Here is a 15,271-nt window from a genome sequence, read left to right as displayed (position 1 = left end):
GAGTGCGCTTAACATAGGTCCTATTTGAAGTAGTCATAATTCGTCCTCAATGTGTGAACACATTTCAGGACGGGACACCATAAAAGAAAAAGCCGCTTGGTGAACCATCACCAAGCGGCTTTTTTAGATTTTATGACGACCGAGTAACGAGTGTGAAAGCGTGGTGCCATCCACTAGCTCAAGCTCACCACCAACAGGAACACCATGGGCGATACGGCTAGCGTTCACTTCATGGGCATTACATAGCTCAGCAATGTAATGTGCTGTCGCCTCCCCTTCTACTGTCGGGTTAGTCGCTAAAATAACTTCAGTGATATCACCACGACGTAAGCGGTAATCCAAGACATCGAGACCGATGTCACTTGGACCAATACCATCAAGTGGTGAAAGATGTCCCATAAGCACAAAGTAACGACCGGAATATTGACCCGTTGCTTCAATGGCTGCAATGTCTGCAGGGCTCTCTACTACACAAATTTGACCGTTATCCTGACGTTTAGGATTGGTACAAATGTGGCAGGTCTCTTCTTCGGTAAAAGTACGGCACTCATTACAATGACCAATTTCAGTCATTGCTTGGCTAAGAGCTTCAGCCAACTGTAGGCCGCCTTTTCTATCGCGCTGTAACAAATGAAAGGCCATACGCTGCGCCGACTTGGGGCCAACCCCAGGTAGACAACGTAAGGCCTCCATCAAATGCTCCAGCATATGACTGGTACGCATATATAACCGTTCTGATTTTCAAGTAATGGCCAGTTCAACACAAGCTACTACGAGAATTAACCTTTAAGAATGAGTTACTTAGAAAGGCATCTTCATACCTGGTGGAAGTTGCATTCCGCCAGTTACGCCAGCCATTTTCTCTTTTTGAGTTTCTTCAACGCGACGAGCCGCATCGTTGAAAGCAGCAGCGATAAGATCTTCAAGCATCTCTTTATCGTCTTCCATTAGGCTTTCATCGATATCAACACGGCGAACGCTGTGGCTACCAGTGATCGTTACTTTTACAAGGCCAGCACCTGACTCACCTGTAACTTCCATATTTGCGATTTCTTCTTGAAGCTTTTGCATGCGCTCTTGCATTTGCTGGGCTTGCTTCATCATGTTGCCCATACCGCCTTTACCAAACATGTTAATACTCTCTGGTCTAATTGGTTTATTAAAATTAATTAAGCTATACGTGCCTAAATGGGGGTTAAAACAGTGTGATTCAACCCCTCGGTGTTCAGTTCTCAGATTTGCTTGTCTGGGATGATACGCCGGTCACTAAACGTGAAAAAGTTCTAGATAGGACGAACGCTGTCTCTGTCGAGTTCTGCAGCAAAACGTCTTTCAATAAACTGTACGTTGGCATCGTTTTCCAAAGCGGTAAACGCGTCTTTCAACTTACCTTGATACAATCTTTCTCGTAGTTCTAGTGGCGTTTCTCCACCATCGCCGATTTCAACACTCAAATGACACTCTTCTCCTAACACGGTATTGAGCGACTGTAATAGTTCGCTCTGTGCACGATCCGTATTCAAGTGAGCTTGGCTCGCTCTTAACGTTAAAGTGATTGATGTGTCGTTTTTAGCAAACACTGAGTTCAATGCTAACTGTTCAACAAGCTTGGCTGTCTCTAGCTTTTGAATCGTGGCGGACCATTCATCTTGAGCAATCGACTCTTGAAGCAATTTATCGACCATTTCTGGTGTCTTAATATGCTCTAACGCACGCTTGATCTGAGTAGGTGTAAGCTCTTTGCTCACCTCTTTCACTACAGGTTTAGACGGTTTCCAGCGATAAGGTTCATTATCATTGGTTACCTTTTCAGTAGAAGAGGCTGATAAAGAAGCTGGCGACACCCGCTCAGAACCACCGTGTTGCTGAGCAACTCGGTCAAGAACTGAAGTTTTAGCTGGTGTCGCTTTAGCCTTTTTTGGCGCCGAACCTTTGTTTTCTGTTGCTGCACCACCTCTACGTTGAGAACGCAATTGGTGGCGTAAACCACTCACCGGTGAAGTTGCACGCGCGGGTTGCTCTTGTGAAACAGGAGGAGCAGAAGGCGCAGCGCTTGGCTGTTGAACCGGACTCTGGCTCTGATAATTCGTTTGTTGCTGCTGAGGCTGATCTGCACCGTAACTTGGACGCTCATCATAAGCAGGTGGTACATCATACTGGCTGTGCGGGTAATCCTGTTCTGGATAACCTTGGTTGCCTGAGTGATCAACGTAACCTTGCGAATCTGAATATTGGTTCTGATTCTGCGGCTGTTGCACAGGCTGCTGCTGAACAGGAGCTTGCTGAGGCACTTGAGGCTGTGAAACCGCTAGAGCCTGAGCTGACTGTCTCGGAGCGGCCATTGGCGCAGCTTGACTCACTGGCTGAGCAACACTCTGAACCTGGTTCTGAACCGGATTCTGAGCTGCAGGAGCAGGCGCTGGGCTAGTCGACTGAGTCGAGATAGCCGTAGCAACAGTTTGCTCAGCAGGTCTGAATGCCAACATACGCAGAACCACCATCTCAATACCAACACGAGCGGTTGGCGATAATGGCAAGTCTTGACGCCCTTTCAGCACTATCTGGTAGTAGAGTTGGATGTCTTGCGGGCTTAACGCTTTGCTCAGCAGTTCTAGCCTTTCAGCATCAGGCTGAGCCTTGTCTAAAGTAGACGGCAGAGCTTGATACATTGCCAAACGGTGTAATTGAGCCGCAAGTTGACTCAACAATCCATCCCACTCAACGCCATTTTCAGCAAGAGCTTGAATGCAAGCCATCGCTAATTGTGGTTGTTTACTGCTAATCGCTTCAAGTAGGTGAATCGCTTGGTCTGTATCCAGCGTACCAAGCATGTGAGCAACAGTGTCTGTCACTACATTGCCATTACCTAATGCGATAGCTTGGTCTGTTAGGCTAAGAGCGTCACGCATACTGCCATCAGCGGCATGAGCAATCATTCCAAGCGCACGAGGTTCAGACGTGACATTTTCTTGTTCAAGAATATGATCGAGTTGCTCGTGGATATTATCAACGCTAATCGGCTTAAGATGGAATTGCAGACAACGTGACAATATCGTCACAGGAAGCTTTTGCGGATCCGTCGTTGCGAGCAAGAACTTCACATACTCAGGCGGCTCTTCTAAGGTCTTTAGAAGCGCGTTAAAACTGTGCCTAGATAGCATGTGTACTTCATCGATTAGGTAAACCTTGAAGCGACCACGTGCAGGCTTGTACTGAACATTGTCCAGAAGCTCGCGGGTATCTTCTACCTTAGTACGTGAGGCAGCATCGATCTCGAGCAGGTCAACAAAACGCCCTTCATCGATCTCTTTACAGGTTGCACACTCACCACAAGGGGTTGAAGTAATGCCTGTTTCACAGTTGAGTCCCTTAGCAAATAAACGGCCGATGGTCGTTTTACCGACACCTCGTGTACCACTGAATAGGTAAGCGTGATGCAACCTATTTTGGCTAAGGGCATTCTCTAATGCTGTTAAAACATGGGCTTGACCAACCACTTCTTTGAATTTGGTTGGTCGCCATTTTCGCGCTAACGCAAGATAGCTCATGAATAATTCCGAAAAGGATTAGTGACCGTCGAATTCGCAGATGCTAAACACTTCTAGACCTAAGCCTTGTAAGCGCTTGTCACCACCGATTTCTGGAAGGTTAATAACAAATGCAGCGTGTTCTACCACACCACCAAGCTGACGAATCAGCTTTGTGGTCGCTTCAATCGTACCGCCTGTTGCTAGCAAGTCATCAACCATCAACACTTTATCGCCTTCGACGATAGCATCGGTATGGATTTCTAGCGTATCAGTGCCGTACTCAAGTTCATAAGATTGTGCCACAGTTTGACGAGGCAACTTGCCGGGTTTACGAACAGGGATGAAGCCGACACCTAGCTCAAGAGCAAGAGGCGCACCAAATAGGAAACCACGAGCTTCAGTACCAACGATCTTAGTAAAGCCCATGCCCTTGTATGTGTCTACTAACAGGTCGATTGTCGCTTTGTACGCGGCAGGATCTTCCATCAAGCTTGTTACGTCACGGAACAAAATACCCGCTTTAGGGTAATCAGGAATGCTTTTGATGCTTGCTTTGATCAGAGAGATTTTTTCTGTGTTCATAATCTTATGCACTTCATTAGGCCGCTTTCCAAACTCTCGTTAACGAATCAAACATCAACGCTCGGAATTAAGGAAAGGTACGATTGGTATTCATTGCAACGAGAGTCATAACTCTGATTGCTGAAATAATAAACGCCCGCTATACAAGCAGGCACACTGGCTTAATGGTAGTGATTTTCTTTGCTGTCAGCAACCAACTCATGGGTTGGAAGTCGCATAAACCATGTGAGAAGAATAACAAGTACACAAATTAGGAAAACCTTGACCCAAATGAGCGGGGCAAAGTAGATCGATAACGCAAAACTCAACAAGATAAAGAACACGCCACGCGTTTTAACTTGCTTGGTCACGGCACCGTGTTGATACCAATTGTTCAACAAGGGACCCAGCGTTTTATGCTCATGCATCCATTTGTGAACTTTGGGGTTGCTTCGCATGAAACATGCACTGGCAAGAAGGAGAAAAGGCGTTGTGGGCAGAACGGGTAAAACGATCCCTAGAACTGCAAGAATGATACAAAGGCCACCAGCAATATTGAGGCTTAAAACTCGAACGCTAATTGTGGCCTCCTTGAGTTAGCTATCACCAATCGGCGACGATAGCTTAACTAGAATGTTGCGTAACCATTGAATACACGGATCAACGTAAGGGTTGCTGGTAGTAATGGAATCGCTAAAAATGCAGCTAAAAATCCTAAAAAATAGAATACATTAAACGGGTCTTGAAAGTCTTTGTTATCTGCCATGATTGCTTCTTGTTTTTGTTAGTAAAGGGAAGTGTCTGGTGAACCAAACCCGCTTTGCTAAATCGACATTTAACAAAAAAGGCATAGCCACACCATTTGCGCAACTATACCTTAATCAATTATTCACAAAAACCGAGGAAATATAGGGTTAATCGGTAGACCCTTGGTGTATGTCTAAACTAAAACTGGCCGATCCAAGTAGGCTCAATGATAGCTGGCAGCCCTGTTCAATCGGAAGATCCCGTGTAATGAAGTTCTTCTTACAGTTCTCACCCAAGCGCTCGCCCGCCGCAATATGTTGATTCAATTCGCCATTCGACCATTGTCCATCTAAACCCGCAGGTAAAATAGAGATAGTTCCCACAGCAAGGTCAGCAACACCAAACAAAGCATTAACCGGGGTTGAACATTTAGAGCAACGAATCCCCTTCTCCAAAATCTCCGCGATATCTTTGAGATCAACGTTAAAATCTTTTCTATTTCTGATGTAATCGTGGAATAACGCTCTCACCAACAATGTGGCCGCTGAGCCGCCGTTATCAGAAGATGACGAATCGACAAGGTAGAAAGCAAACTGCCCGTTCATCATCCACGCATAGTCGAACACAAATGGCATCATCTCTGTTGATTGTAGTAGGCGGTAACTGCAACGCCATGAGCCTTGTCGTGTGTCTTTGTCAGGAAGCAGCGCGTGCAATAAGTCTCTTGCCGCACTAGGGTTATCTTGCAAGTGATTTAGGTGCCAATGCAGCTCTTGGTCTTCAGGGATCTCTCCGCCGTCATCAACGCAAAACCATTGGCTTGAAAAATCTCGTTGGTCTGAAATGTTATCGAACGAATCTGTTAAAGTATTCGCAATCGCACTGCCTAAATGACCGTGATCCTCCAGAGGTTTGACTAAAAAGTCTTTGATACCAAATCGTAATGCTTTCGCCACATCAGACATATCATCGGTGCCAGACACAACGATCATAGGCAGTGACGGATACTCTAAACTGAGCTCTTCTACAAGCTCAATGCCATCCAGAATAGGCATTGATAAGTCACACACAATTAAATCTGGCGCTGAGTCTCTAAGCTTTTGCAGAGCGTCCAGCCCATTTTCAGCCTCAACCACTTTATAACCAATCTTGTCTAAATACGCGCTGGTTATCCGGCGAAAAATAGGATCATCATCAACCAACATAACGCATTTTTGATTGAGAACTTCCTGAGCCGAGGTCATAACTGGCTGACTGTGAGTTTTGTACATAATCTCTAACCTCACAAAACTAAGTCGAATTATTATTGTTATCTGTTCCAAGAACTAATATAAAACTTAGTAACAAATTGCTAAATACACAAATACGTACTCTTTACTGGAAATTCGTGACAAGGGTTGGAATACTGGTAAATAGTGCAACGAATTGACGTAACGCAAACATTGATCTCACTATTACGTATAAATTAGATGAGATTGTAAACAAATGTGTCTGGATTTATGAAATTAGATGATTTAAACCTCTTTCGACTTGTCGTTGAAAATGGGAGCTACACCGCAACATCACGCAAAACTATGATTCCGGTTGCGACCATTACACGACGCATCCAAGCCTTAGAAGATTCACTAAACCTAAGACTTCTCAATAGACACGCGCGTAAACTCTCTTTAACAGAGGCAGGCGAACGTTTCTTCAACGAATGCTCTCCGTTACTGCAACGTCTATCTTCTACTGCAGAAGAACTGACTGACGTTTGTAAAGGAGCTTCCGGTAAGATTCGCATTACGGCACCCTCCAACCTGACCAAGCGCATGATGATGCCGATGTTCAGTGAATTCATGACTCAATATCCTGATATTAATATTGAGCTGATGATGAACAACCAAGCCGATCAGCTTGATCCAACTGAGTGGGACGTGATTTTCAGAGTAGGTCCACAACGTGATTCAAGCCTAATCGCTCGAAAAATCAGTGAAGTAAAAGATATTCTTATCGCAAGTCCTGACTACCTAGCGAAGAACCCGGCACCAAGTCATGCAGAAGAGCTCGCGAATCATTCGCTACTTAAAGGCTATCCGCTGATTAAGTGGCAGCTGAGTAATTCAAATGAAGAGACTGTGGTGAATAGCGAGAAAGGCCGTTTCAACGCGAATGCGCTCAATGTCGTGAGACAAGCATGTTCAGAAGGCCTTGGTATCACCCTTATGCCCGACGTTATGATCCGCGAATACATTGAAGATGGCAGCTTAGTGCAAGTCTTAGAGGACTGGAGCGCTAACCCTCGTGATATTTACATGCTTTACAACCACAAAGACCACCTGCCAGAGAAGGTTAGATTGTTTATCGATTTTGTGATCGCATACCACATTCACTAAGATTCAATCCCCTTCCCCGCAAACAAAAAAACCAGAGTCGATGCTCTGGTTTTTTATTACTCATGTTTATGAGTACGCTAAGCGCCTTCGTTATGTAACTCTAGGTTCGCGAGATCTTGTTGGATCTCACGCTCAACCTTTGAATCGTCATTACGTAAAGAGTCTAGGAAATCTAGGTACGCTTGGTCGATATCGCCCGTTACATACTCACCGTTGAATACGGATGTATCAAAACGAGAGATGTCTTGATTACCCATACCTACTGCAGAGATTAAGTCTGGTAACGTTTGGAAAATCAAAGCATCTGCACCAATCTGCTTACAAATCGTTTCGTTATCACGACCATGAGCAATTAACTCAGTCGCGCTCGGCATATCAATGCCGTAAACGTTCGGGAAGCGAACCTCCGGAGCGGCAGAAACCATGAAGACTTTGTTTGCACCAGAATCACGAGCCATCTCAATGATCTGCTCTGATGTTGTACCACGAACAATCGAGTCATCAACCAGTAGAACGTTCTTACCTTTAAACTCAGAACGAATCGCGTTGAGTTTACGGCGAACCGACTTCTTACGTTGTTGCTGACCAGGCATGATAAACGTGCGGCCAACGTAACGGTTTTTCACGAAACCTTGACGATATGGCTTATCAATCGCTTGAGCAATTCGTAGAGCAATATCATTTGATGTTTCAGGAATTGGAATAACCACGTCAATGTCTAGGTCTGCGTACTCTTCTTTAATACGCTTACCTAACATCTCACCCATCTCAACCCGTGCGCTGTAAACCGAAATTTTATCGATGAATGAATCAGGACGAGCAAAATAAACAAACTCAAAAATACATGGGTTTAGTTGTGGGTTGTCTGCGCATTGTTTAGTGAAAAGCTCACCATCGAATGTTGCATAGATAGCTTCACCAGGAGCAACATCGCGCATAAAATCAAAACCAACAGCGTCTAACGCTACTGACTCAGACGCAACCATGTACTCTGTTTTACCGTTAATTTCACGTTTACCAAGACACAGTGGACGAATACCATGTGGGTCACGGAATGCGATCATGCCGTGGCCGATGATCATCGCTGTTACTGCGTAAGCACCACGAATAGTGCGGTGCACGTTTGCAACTGCGCGGAAAACGTCATCTGAAGTCACGTTACCTTTTACGGTATCGATTTCATGAGCCAATACGTTTAGTAGAACTTCAGAGTCAGAGGTTGTGTTGACATGACGGCGGTCTTTTTCGAACAACTTCTCACGAACTTCACTTGCATTCGTTAAGTTACCGTTGTGCGCCAGCGTGATGCCAAATGGAGAGTTTACGTAGAAAGGTTGAGCTTCAGAAGCACTCGAACTTCCCGCTGTAGGATAACGAACATGACCAATACCCACGTTGCCTTGGAGGCGTTGCATGTGTTTTGCTTCAAAAACATCTTTAACTAAACCGTTCGCCTTACGCAGACGGAAACGATTGCTTTCTATGGTACAAATACCAGCGGCATCTTGGCCACGATGCTGCAATACCGTTAAAGCGTCATAAATAGACTGGTTTACAGGTGTTGAACCCACGATTCCAACAATACCACACATGTCCTAATCCTCGATTTTCGACATTAACTGGCGCTAAAGCGCGCCAGATAAGAAACTAGATGTTGCTTGTAAATGCTCGAAGAACGGCGCAATGATTCGGCTAAACTCCGGAACCAATTGCGAATTCTTCCACCACTCAGAACTTGGGAATGCAGTAAACGCATCCATGAAAAACAACACTGCAGAAACAATCAAAACACCACGTAAGCCACCAAAGACGACACCGAGGATTCTGTCTGTACCCGACAGGCCTGTTTTCTGAACTAGCTGCCCGATGACATAGTTAACTAAGGCACCAACAACTAACGTTGCAACAAACAATGCTGCTATCGCAGTTCCGTTTCGAAACATCTCATCTTCAATATTGGTGAAGTACATTGCTAATTTAGCGTAGTACTGGCTAGCAATAAAAAATGCTCCAAACCAAATAACAAGTGACAACGCTTCTTTAGCGAAACCGCGAACTAAACTGATCACGGCAGAGAAGCCGATCACGCCTAAAATGACAAAATCTAACCAATTCATGAATTCTTCATCTTAAGTTGGCGCGCATTTTAACAGAAAAAATGCTGACGCAAACGTTTTCTTATGGATTTAACGGTTTAAATTTGAGCAATTGGCCTTTTGAACCCGTAATTTTTTCTAATTCCTTAATTTGTCGCTCAAGTTTGGATTTAGAAACATCCGGGCCAATAATTACTCGCGTAAATGTTTTTTCTTGCTTGGTATGAGCCTGATAACCACGCTTCTGTAAATCCTTAACAACGTTTTTTGCGTTGTCAGCATTCTTCAAAGCCATCAATTGAATAATCCAAGCACTGTCTTGGTATTCATTTTTTTCAGATACCGGCTTAACCACCACCGCCACTTTATCCGCTTCTTTGTTACTGGAAGCCGACGCAGTTTGCGTATTTGAATTATCAGTACGACCACTTTCAACCACTTGCTCAACCGGAGAGTCCGGCAGTGCAATCTGATCTTCAACAGGATCGAGCACTTCAAACACTTCAACATTACTATCAAGCTCAGGCTTAATCGGAATGCTTGCAAACTCTTCTTTATAGTGGAGCTTCTTACCATCCAGCACATCGGGCAATACAATCACGCCAATGGCCACTAAAATGATGGTGCCGACTAATCGGCTTTGGAATTTACTTGCCATTTAGTTTCCTTTTTTCTGCCAATGCTCCAACACTTCACCGACGGTATGGAAAGAACCGACAACCAACACAACATCGTCATCTATAACAGAAGCTGAAGCCGCTTCAAACGCTACAACAGGGTTTGAATACTGCTCTACACCTTCAGGTAAGCTTTGACACAATTCAGCGGCTGTTGCGGCTCGTGGGCCTTTCAGCGAAGCTGGGTACCAATGTGTTGTTATTGGAGCTAATACTTCCAATGTCGCGGGGATATCTTTGTCATGAAGCATGGCGACTACAACGTGTAAATTTTTGCCTGCATACTTCTTCGCGACTTGCTGCGCAAAGTACTCAGCAGAATGCGGGTTGTGTGCTACATCAAGCACAATCACCGGTTGTTCGCTAATTTGCTGCATACGCCCAGGAAGCTGCGCATTCTTCATACCGTTAACAACGTTCACATCACTAATGCTTAGTTCTGAAGTACCTAATGCCATCAGTGCGGTGGCTGCGTTCGGCAGCGGTAAGCTTGGGATAGGTAGCGATTCTAACTGGAATGCGCCACTGCGCCAGTTCCAAGTATCACCATCTACATCATAGGTGTATTGAATCCCTACTTGGTAGAACTCAGCGTTAATATCATCAGCGTGTGCCGCAACCGTAGCTGGTGGCTTGGGTTGACCACAGATAGCGGGTTTACCGCTACGATAAATGCCCGCTTTCTCAAAACCAATCACATTAATGTCATCACCTAGCCAGTCAACATGGTCGACAGCCAAACTAGTAATCACAGAAACGTCATGTTCAACGATATTGGTCGCGTCTAAACGTCCGCCTAGACCCACTTCTAACAATACAACGTCAACCGCTTCGGTTTGAAAAGCACGTAACGCTGCTAAAGTGCCATATTCAAAAAAGCTAAGGCTGATTTCACCACGTTCTTTCTCAATGAAATCGAAAGACTGAACCATTTTTTGATCAGACAGATCTTTGCCATTGATACGAACACGTTCGTTATAGCGAATTAAGTGAGGGGAGCTGTAGACACCAACAGAGTAACCAGCATCCAATAGAATAGCTTCCATGAGTGCACATGTTGAGCCCTTGCCGTTGGTTCCAGCAACAGTAATAACATGTTGAGCAGGTTTGGTGAGGTTTGCCTTAGAGGCGACAGCTTGAACTCGGTCTAAACCAAGATCAATAGCGCTTGCGTGGATGTTTGATAAATAATCAAGCCACATCTCCAAAGAGGATGTGGCTTGAGGAATAGGTTGTTGACTCATCTAACTCATAACCATAATTAAGTAGGTTTGTTAGAAGGTACTTTACCCTTTTTCTGGCGCTTCTGGTACTTCATAAGCAGCTTCATTCGGTGAATCGTTCACAGAAACTACTAATGGTGAAGGCTGATTGGTCATTTTAGCAACAAGGCTTGCAACGCGCTGACGCATCTCACGACGGTCAACGATCATGTCGATAGCACCGTGGTCTAGTAGGAACTCACTGCGTTGGAAACCTTCAGGAAGATCTTCACGTACAGTTTGCTCGATTACACGACGTCCAGCAAAACCGATAAGCGCTTTTGGTTCACCGATATTGATATCGCCAAGCATTGCTAAACTTGCAGAAACGCCACCCATTGTTGGATCAGTCATTACTGAAACAAACGGTAGGCCTTTCGCAGATAGACGCTCTAGAGCAGCACTGGTTTTTGCCATTTGCATGAGAGACATCAATGCCTCTTGCATACGAGCACCACCACTTGCAGAGAAACAAACTAAACCACAGTTGTTCTCAATAGCTGCATCTACCGCTTTCACAAAACGAGCACCAACAACAGAACCCATTGAGCCGCCCATAAATGAGAACTCAAACGCACACGCAACGATAGGTAAACCAAGCAGTTCGCCTTTCATTGCAACTAATGCGTCAGTTTCACCACTGTTCTTTTGAGCAACAGAGATACGTTCTTTGTAACGCTTAGAGTCTTTAAACTTCAGCTTGTCTTGTGGCTCAAGATCAGTACCTAGTTCAACACGCTCACCTTTGTCTAGGAATGTATCCAGACGGCGACGTGCTTTCATACGCATGTGATGGTCACATTTTGGACATACTTCTAGGTTACGCTCTAGTTCAGCATGGTAAAGAACCTGCTCACAAGAAGTACATTTAGTCCAAACACCCTCAGGGATTGACGCTTTACGAGATGTTACGATGTTGCTTTTTTCTAAAATCTTTTCAAGCCAACTCATGGAAGACCTTTTTGTTTCGATTCCTCCGCTTGATTGCGAAAGAAATAAATTTGGGAATTATGCCGGGAATTAAAGCACATAAAACAGCGACTGTAGATAAAAAACTGGTTGTACCTATTTTCCGTGACTATTTTACGCACGAAACCGTAATATTTTTTGAACCTAAGTCTCACATTTAGTTCAAATCATCCGGCAAAAATAGAGGGCCAATAGGCTCTCTTGGTAGTCCAAAATGTTCAGGGTAATCAACATCTACTAAGTATAAGCCTTCCGCTTTCGCTGTCGCGCCTGCCACTTTTCGATCTTTAGCCTCTAAAAGCCACTGAATCCACTCTGGTTTTTGATCACCTTTACCTACCGCAATTAAGCTACCAGTAATATTCCTCACCATATGGTGAACAAACGCATTCGCTTTAATATCGATCACTATGTAATGCCCATGACGAGTCACATTTAAGTGAATCATGTTTCTCCATGGGCTACGAGATTGACAATGTGTTGCCCTAAACGAAGTAAAGTCATTCTCACCAAGTAAGTACTGACCCGCTTCATGCATCTTTTTCTCATCAAGGTGACCATGATAATGACTCACACCTGAATTCAAAATGCCAGGACGTAGAGCATGGTTAAAGATAATGTAGCGATAACGGCGTGCTGTTGCAGAAAAACGAGCATGGAAATCCTCATTCACTTCTGTTGCCCAACGAACGGCAATATCTTTTGGCATGTTGGCATTTGCGCCCATTGTCCATGCAACCATTTTACGATCGACATTAGTTTCAAAGTGAACGACTTGTCCCGTACCGTGAACACCGGCATCTGTGCGACCAGCACACATAACTTCTACAGGGTGATTCGCGACAACTGAAAGAGCCTTTTCCAATTCTTCTTGGACACTTTTCACGTCTCGTTGGCGTTGCCAACCAAAGTAGTGGGTACCGTTATATTCAATACCTAAAGCAATTTTCATGTTCTTGTTCTCTTTGAAAATGGGCGAGAAGTATATACGGAAATCAGTGCTAGCCCAAATAGGATGGGGCTAAAACTTCAATAAACAATCACTACCGCCTAGACGGTGGTTTTAGCAAGCTAAATAAAATAGACGCTAACTGTATCGCCCTAAAATAAAGGGTAGCCAACACTACCCTTTATCATTTTTTGAATTTATCGACCGTTTAACGTATCGATAAGATTCTTTGCCTCTCGACGAATATCATCACTGCCGTCAACGATAGCCTCTTCTAGAAGCTTAATTGCACCTTGTGAGTCACTCATCTCGATGTAGATTTTAGCCAAATCGAGCTTACCAGCGGCTTCTGCGTTGCTGTCGACATCGTAATTACCAATGTCACCGATAACGTCTGGGAATTCATTTAGGCCAACATCTAGCTTCAACTCTTCGTCATCTGGATTAATCGCGTCTTCACCTTCTTGCTCAACTTGAGCCATCAGCTCATCAATCGTCATGTATTGCTTATCACGACCTTTGTCTGACTCGGTTAGGTTGTCTTGTTGAGCCCAATTCTCTTGTTTGATTTTTGGTTCAGCTTGTTGATCTGCCGACGCCCAAATCTCCTGTTGATCATCAGGCACATCATTACGCGTGCTTGATTGCTGCTCAGGAGCTAGGTTGAAGCCTTTCCAGTCTTCGCCGCCAACTTCAAGCATAGCGTCAATATCGAGCCCTGCACTATCAATCGATGTAGCATCCAGTGGCTTGTCGAACATGCTGTCGACAGAGTCTTGAACATCTTCAGAAAGTAATTCAGCTAATGCTGTCTCATCAAAATCCTCAAAACCTTCTAACAAATCGTCTTGAACTGTTGTAGGCACTGAGCTTAACTCAGAAGGTACTGGGCTTAATTCTGACGGAGAATCGAGTGATTCATCAGGTTGTGTAAAACTAGCCAAATCAGGCTCTTCTGCACCTGGGAAGCCTTCTGCGTCTGAGAAATCTTCTGTATCCGAGAAGTCATCACCATGACTAAAACTCTGCGAGTTTGAAAATAAATCATGCAGCGCATCTTGCTCTTCACCCTGTGGGCTGAAAGAAGTCAGTGGCGTTGGTTTCTCAGCAAACGCATCAGAGATAGCTTCGTCTTCACCGTATTCCGGCAAATCAAACTCATCGAGCTCTACGCCTTGCTCTTCTGCTACAGGCTCAGCACTGCTTTGTTCGATGTCATCTAAGACTGAATCCGCTTTTGCGCTCTCTTCATCGTATTCAGGCAGGTCAAGGTCATCGAACTCAAACTTTTCGGACTCTGGAGCAAGATCTTGCTCTAACTGCGCTTCATCCGGTTCGCTAACCACTTCCGCCAACGCATCTTCTTCGCCAAACTCTGGAAGCTCTAAATCATCAAACGAGAACTCATCTTCGCCTTCTTGCCCTAGAATTTCTGCTTGTTTCGTTTCTTCAGCTTGAGGCTCTACTTCGGCTTGCGGCTCAGGTGTTGATTCTGATTCTGTGTCTAGTTGAGCATCAACAGCAGGGACGTCTGACTCCGTTGCTACTTCAGCGTCCGCTTCCGCTAACGCATCTTCTTCACCAAACTCTGGAAGCTCTAAATCATCAAACGAGAACTCATCTTCGCCTTCTTGTCCTAGAGGTTCAGCATCTAACTGAGGTTCAACAACCGGTGTTACTGGCTCTGGGGTTACTTCGGCGTCGGCTTCCGCCAACGCATCTTCTTCACCAAACTCTGGAAGATCAAAATCATCAATCGAGAACTCATCTTCGCCTTCTTGATCTACCGCTTCAGCTTGTTCCGTTGCTTCTACTTGAGGTTCGGTTTCAACTTGTTGTGCAGCTTCAACTTGCGGTTCATGGTCTAACTGAGGTTCAGTATCTAACTGAGACTCAACAGCAGGAACCACCGGCTCTTCCGCTACTTCATCAACTTGTGCCAATGTTTCTTGTTGAGCCGTATCATCTTCAATCAGCCAATCATCGTCTTCTGGCACACCGAATTCATTTGGAACGATCTCTGGCATATGTGCAGCACGAACTGGCTCTGGCTCTGGCTCTGGCTCTGGCTCTGGCTCTGGCTCTGGCTCTGGCTCTGGCTCAGG

General features: G+C 44.9%; 15 protein-coding genes. 1 reads left to right on the top strand and 14 read right to left on the bottom strand.

Translation table 11 applies throughout. The annotated features are described in order from the left end of the window. Nucleotides 1–123 precede the first annotated feature (123 nt). From recR to AB6C75_RS17105, 7 genes are all read right to left on the bottom strand, one after another. Nucleotides 124–723, bottom strand: a complete 600-nt coding sequence (recR, locus tag AB6C75_RS17135; RefSeq protein WP_004734155.1) for a recombination mediator RecR — start codon at nucleotides 721–723, stop codon at nucleotides 124–126. A gap of 78 nt (nucleotides 724–801) precedes the next feature. Continuing rightward, entirely contained in the window at nucleotides 802–1,131 is a 330-nt protein-coding gene (locus AB6C75_RS17130; RefSeq protein WP_009848672.1) for a YbaB/EbfC family nucleoid-associated protein, read from the bottom strand. 152 nt (nucleotides 1,132–1,283) lie between these two features. Continuing rightward, nucleotides 1,284–3,548, bottom strand: a complete 2,265-nt coding sequence (dnaX, locus tag AB6C75_RS17125) for a DNA polymerase III subunit gamma/tau (protein WP_372108359.1) — start codon at nucleotides 3,546–3,548, stop codon at nucleotides 1,284–1,286. Nucleotides 3,549–3,566: 18 nt separating this feature from the next. Then, nucleotides 3,567–4,112: an adenine phosphoribosyltransferase gene (gene apt, locus AB6C75_RS17120; protein ID WP_004734171.1), complete on the bottom strand. Its 546-nt coding sequence runs from the start codon at nucleotides 4,110–4,112 to the stop codon at nucleotides 3,567–3,569. Between the two features lie 161 nt (nucleotides 4,113–4,273). After that, nucleotides 4,274–4,645 (bottom strand): YbaN family protein, encoded by a 372-nt coding sequence (locus tag AB6C75_RS17115; RefSeq protein WP_065204975.1) that lies wholly within the window; start codon nucleotides 4,643–4,645, stop codon nucleotides 4,274–4,276. A 74-nt stretch (nucleotides 4,646–4,719) separates the two neighbouring features. After that, the gene (locus AB6C75_RS17110) at nucleotides 4,720–4,857 is read right to left on the bottom strand and encodes a hypothetical protein (protein WP_004734169.1); all 138 of its coding nucleotides are present in this window, start codon (nucleotides 4,855–4,857) and stop codon (nucleotides 4,720–4,722) included. Between the two features lie 148 nt (nucleotides 4,858–5,005). Then, entirely contained in the window at nucleotides 5,006–6,109 is a 1,104-nt protein-coding gene (locus tag AB6C75_RS17105; protein WP_372108356.1) for a response regulator, read from the bottom strand. Nucleotides 6,110–6,337: 228 nt separating this feature from the next. Between AB6C75_RS17105 and AB6C75_RS17100 the strand changes: the two genes are divergently transcribed. After that, nucleotides 6,338–7,213 (top strand): LysR family transcriptional regulator, encoded by an 876-nt coding sequence (locus tag AB6C75_RS17100; protein ID WP_004734167.1) that lies wholly within the window; start codon nucleotides 6,338–6,340, stop codon nucleotides 7,211–7,213. A 77-nt stretch (nucleotides 7,214–7,290) separates the two neighbouring features. On the opposite strand, the gene purF is transcribed toward AB6C75_RS17100, so the two are convergent. The 7 genes from purF to AB6C75_RS17065 form a co-directional block, all read right to left on the bottom strand. Further along, nucleotides 7,291–8,805 (bottom strand): amidophosphoribosyltransferase, encoded by a 1,515-nt coding sequence (gene purF, locus AB6C75_RS17095; RefSeq protein ID WP_012603488.1) that lies wholly within the window; start codon nucleotides 8,803–8,805, stop codon nucleotides 7,291–7,293. 33 nt (nucleotides 8,806–8,838) lie between these two features. Beyond that, the gene (locus AB6C75_RS17090) at nucleotides 8,839–9,330 is read right to left on the bottom strand and encodes a CvpA family protein (RefSeq protein ID WP_009848678.1); all 492 of its coding nucleotides are present in this window, start codon (nucleotides 9,328–9,330) and stop codon (nucleotides 8,839–8,841) included. A gap of 61 nt (nucleotides 9,331–9,391) precedes the next feature. Continuing rightward, nucleotides 9,392–9,967, bottom strand: a complete 576-nt coding sequence (locus AB6C75_RS17085; protein WP_122046972.1) for an SPOR domain-containing protein — start codon at nucleotides 9,965–9,967, stop codon at nucleotides 9,392–9,394. Continuing rightward, nucleotides 9,968–11,230 (bottom strand): bifunctional tetrahydrofolate synthase/dihydrofolate synthase, encoded by a 1,263-nt coding sequence (folC, locus tag AB6C75_RS17080; protein WP_372108353.1) that lies wholly within the window; start codon nucleotides 11,228–11,230, stop codon nucleotides 9,968–9,970. Nucleotides 11,231–11,272: 42 nt separating this feature from the next. Continuing rightward, entirely contained in the window at nucleotides 11,273–12,199 is a 927-nt protein-coding gene (accD, locus tag AB6C75_RS17075; protein WP_009848681.1) for an acetyl-CoA carboxylase, carboxyltransferase subunit beta, read from the bottom strand. 175 nt (nucleotides 12,200–12,374) lie between these two features. Then, complete coding sequence (truA, locus tag AB6C75_RS17070; protein ID WP_372108351.1) at nucleotides 12,375–13,169, bottom strand: tRNA pseudouridine(38-40) synthase TruA; 795 nt, start codon at nucleotides 13,167–13,169, stop codon at nucleotides 12,375–12,377. A gap of 194 nt (nucleotides 13,170–13,363) precedes the next feature. After that, nucleotides 13,364–15,271, bottom strand: a 1,908-nt coding sequence (locus tag AB6C75_RS17065) for a FimV/HubP family polar landmark protein (protein ID WP_372108349.1), incomplete at its 5' end; no start/stop codon positions are given.

It is taken from the genome of Vibrio sp. 10N.237.312.B06 (assembly GCF_041464685.1).
Lineage (GTDB): Bacteria > Pseudomonadota > Gammaproteobacteria > Enterobacterales > Vibrionaceae > Vibrio > Vibrio tasmaniensis_A.
Note: the sequence above shows the minus strand (reverse complement) of the source record. Positions and strands in the feature narration are given on the sequence as shown.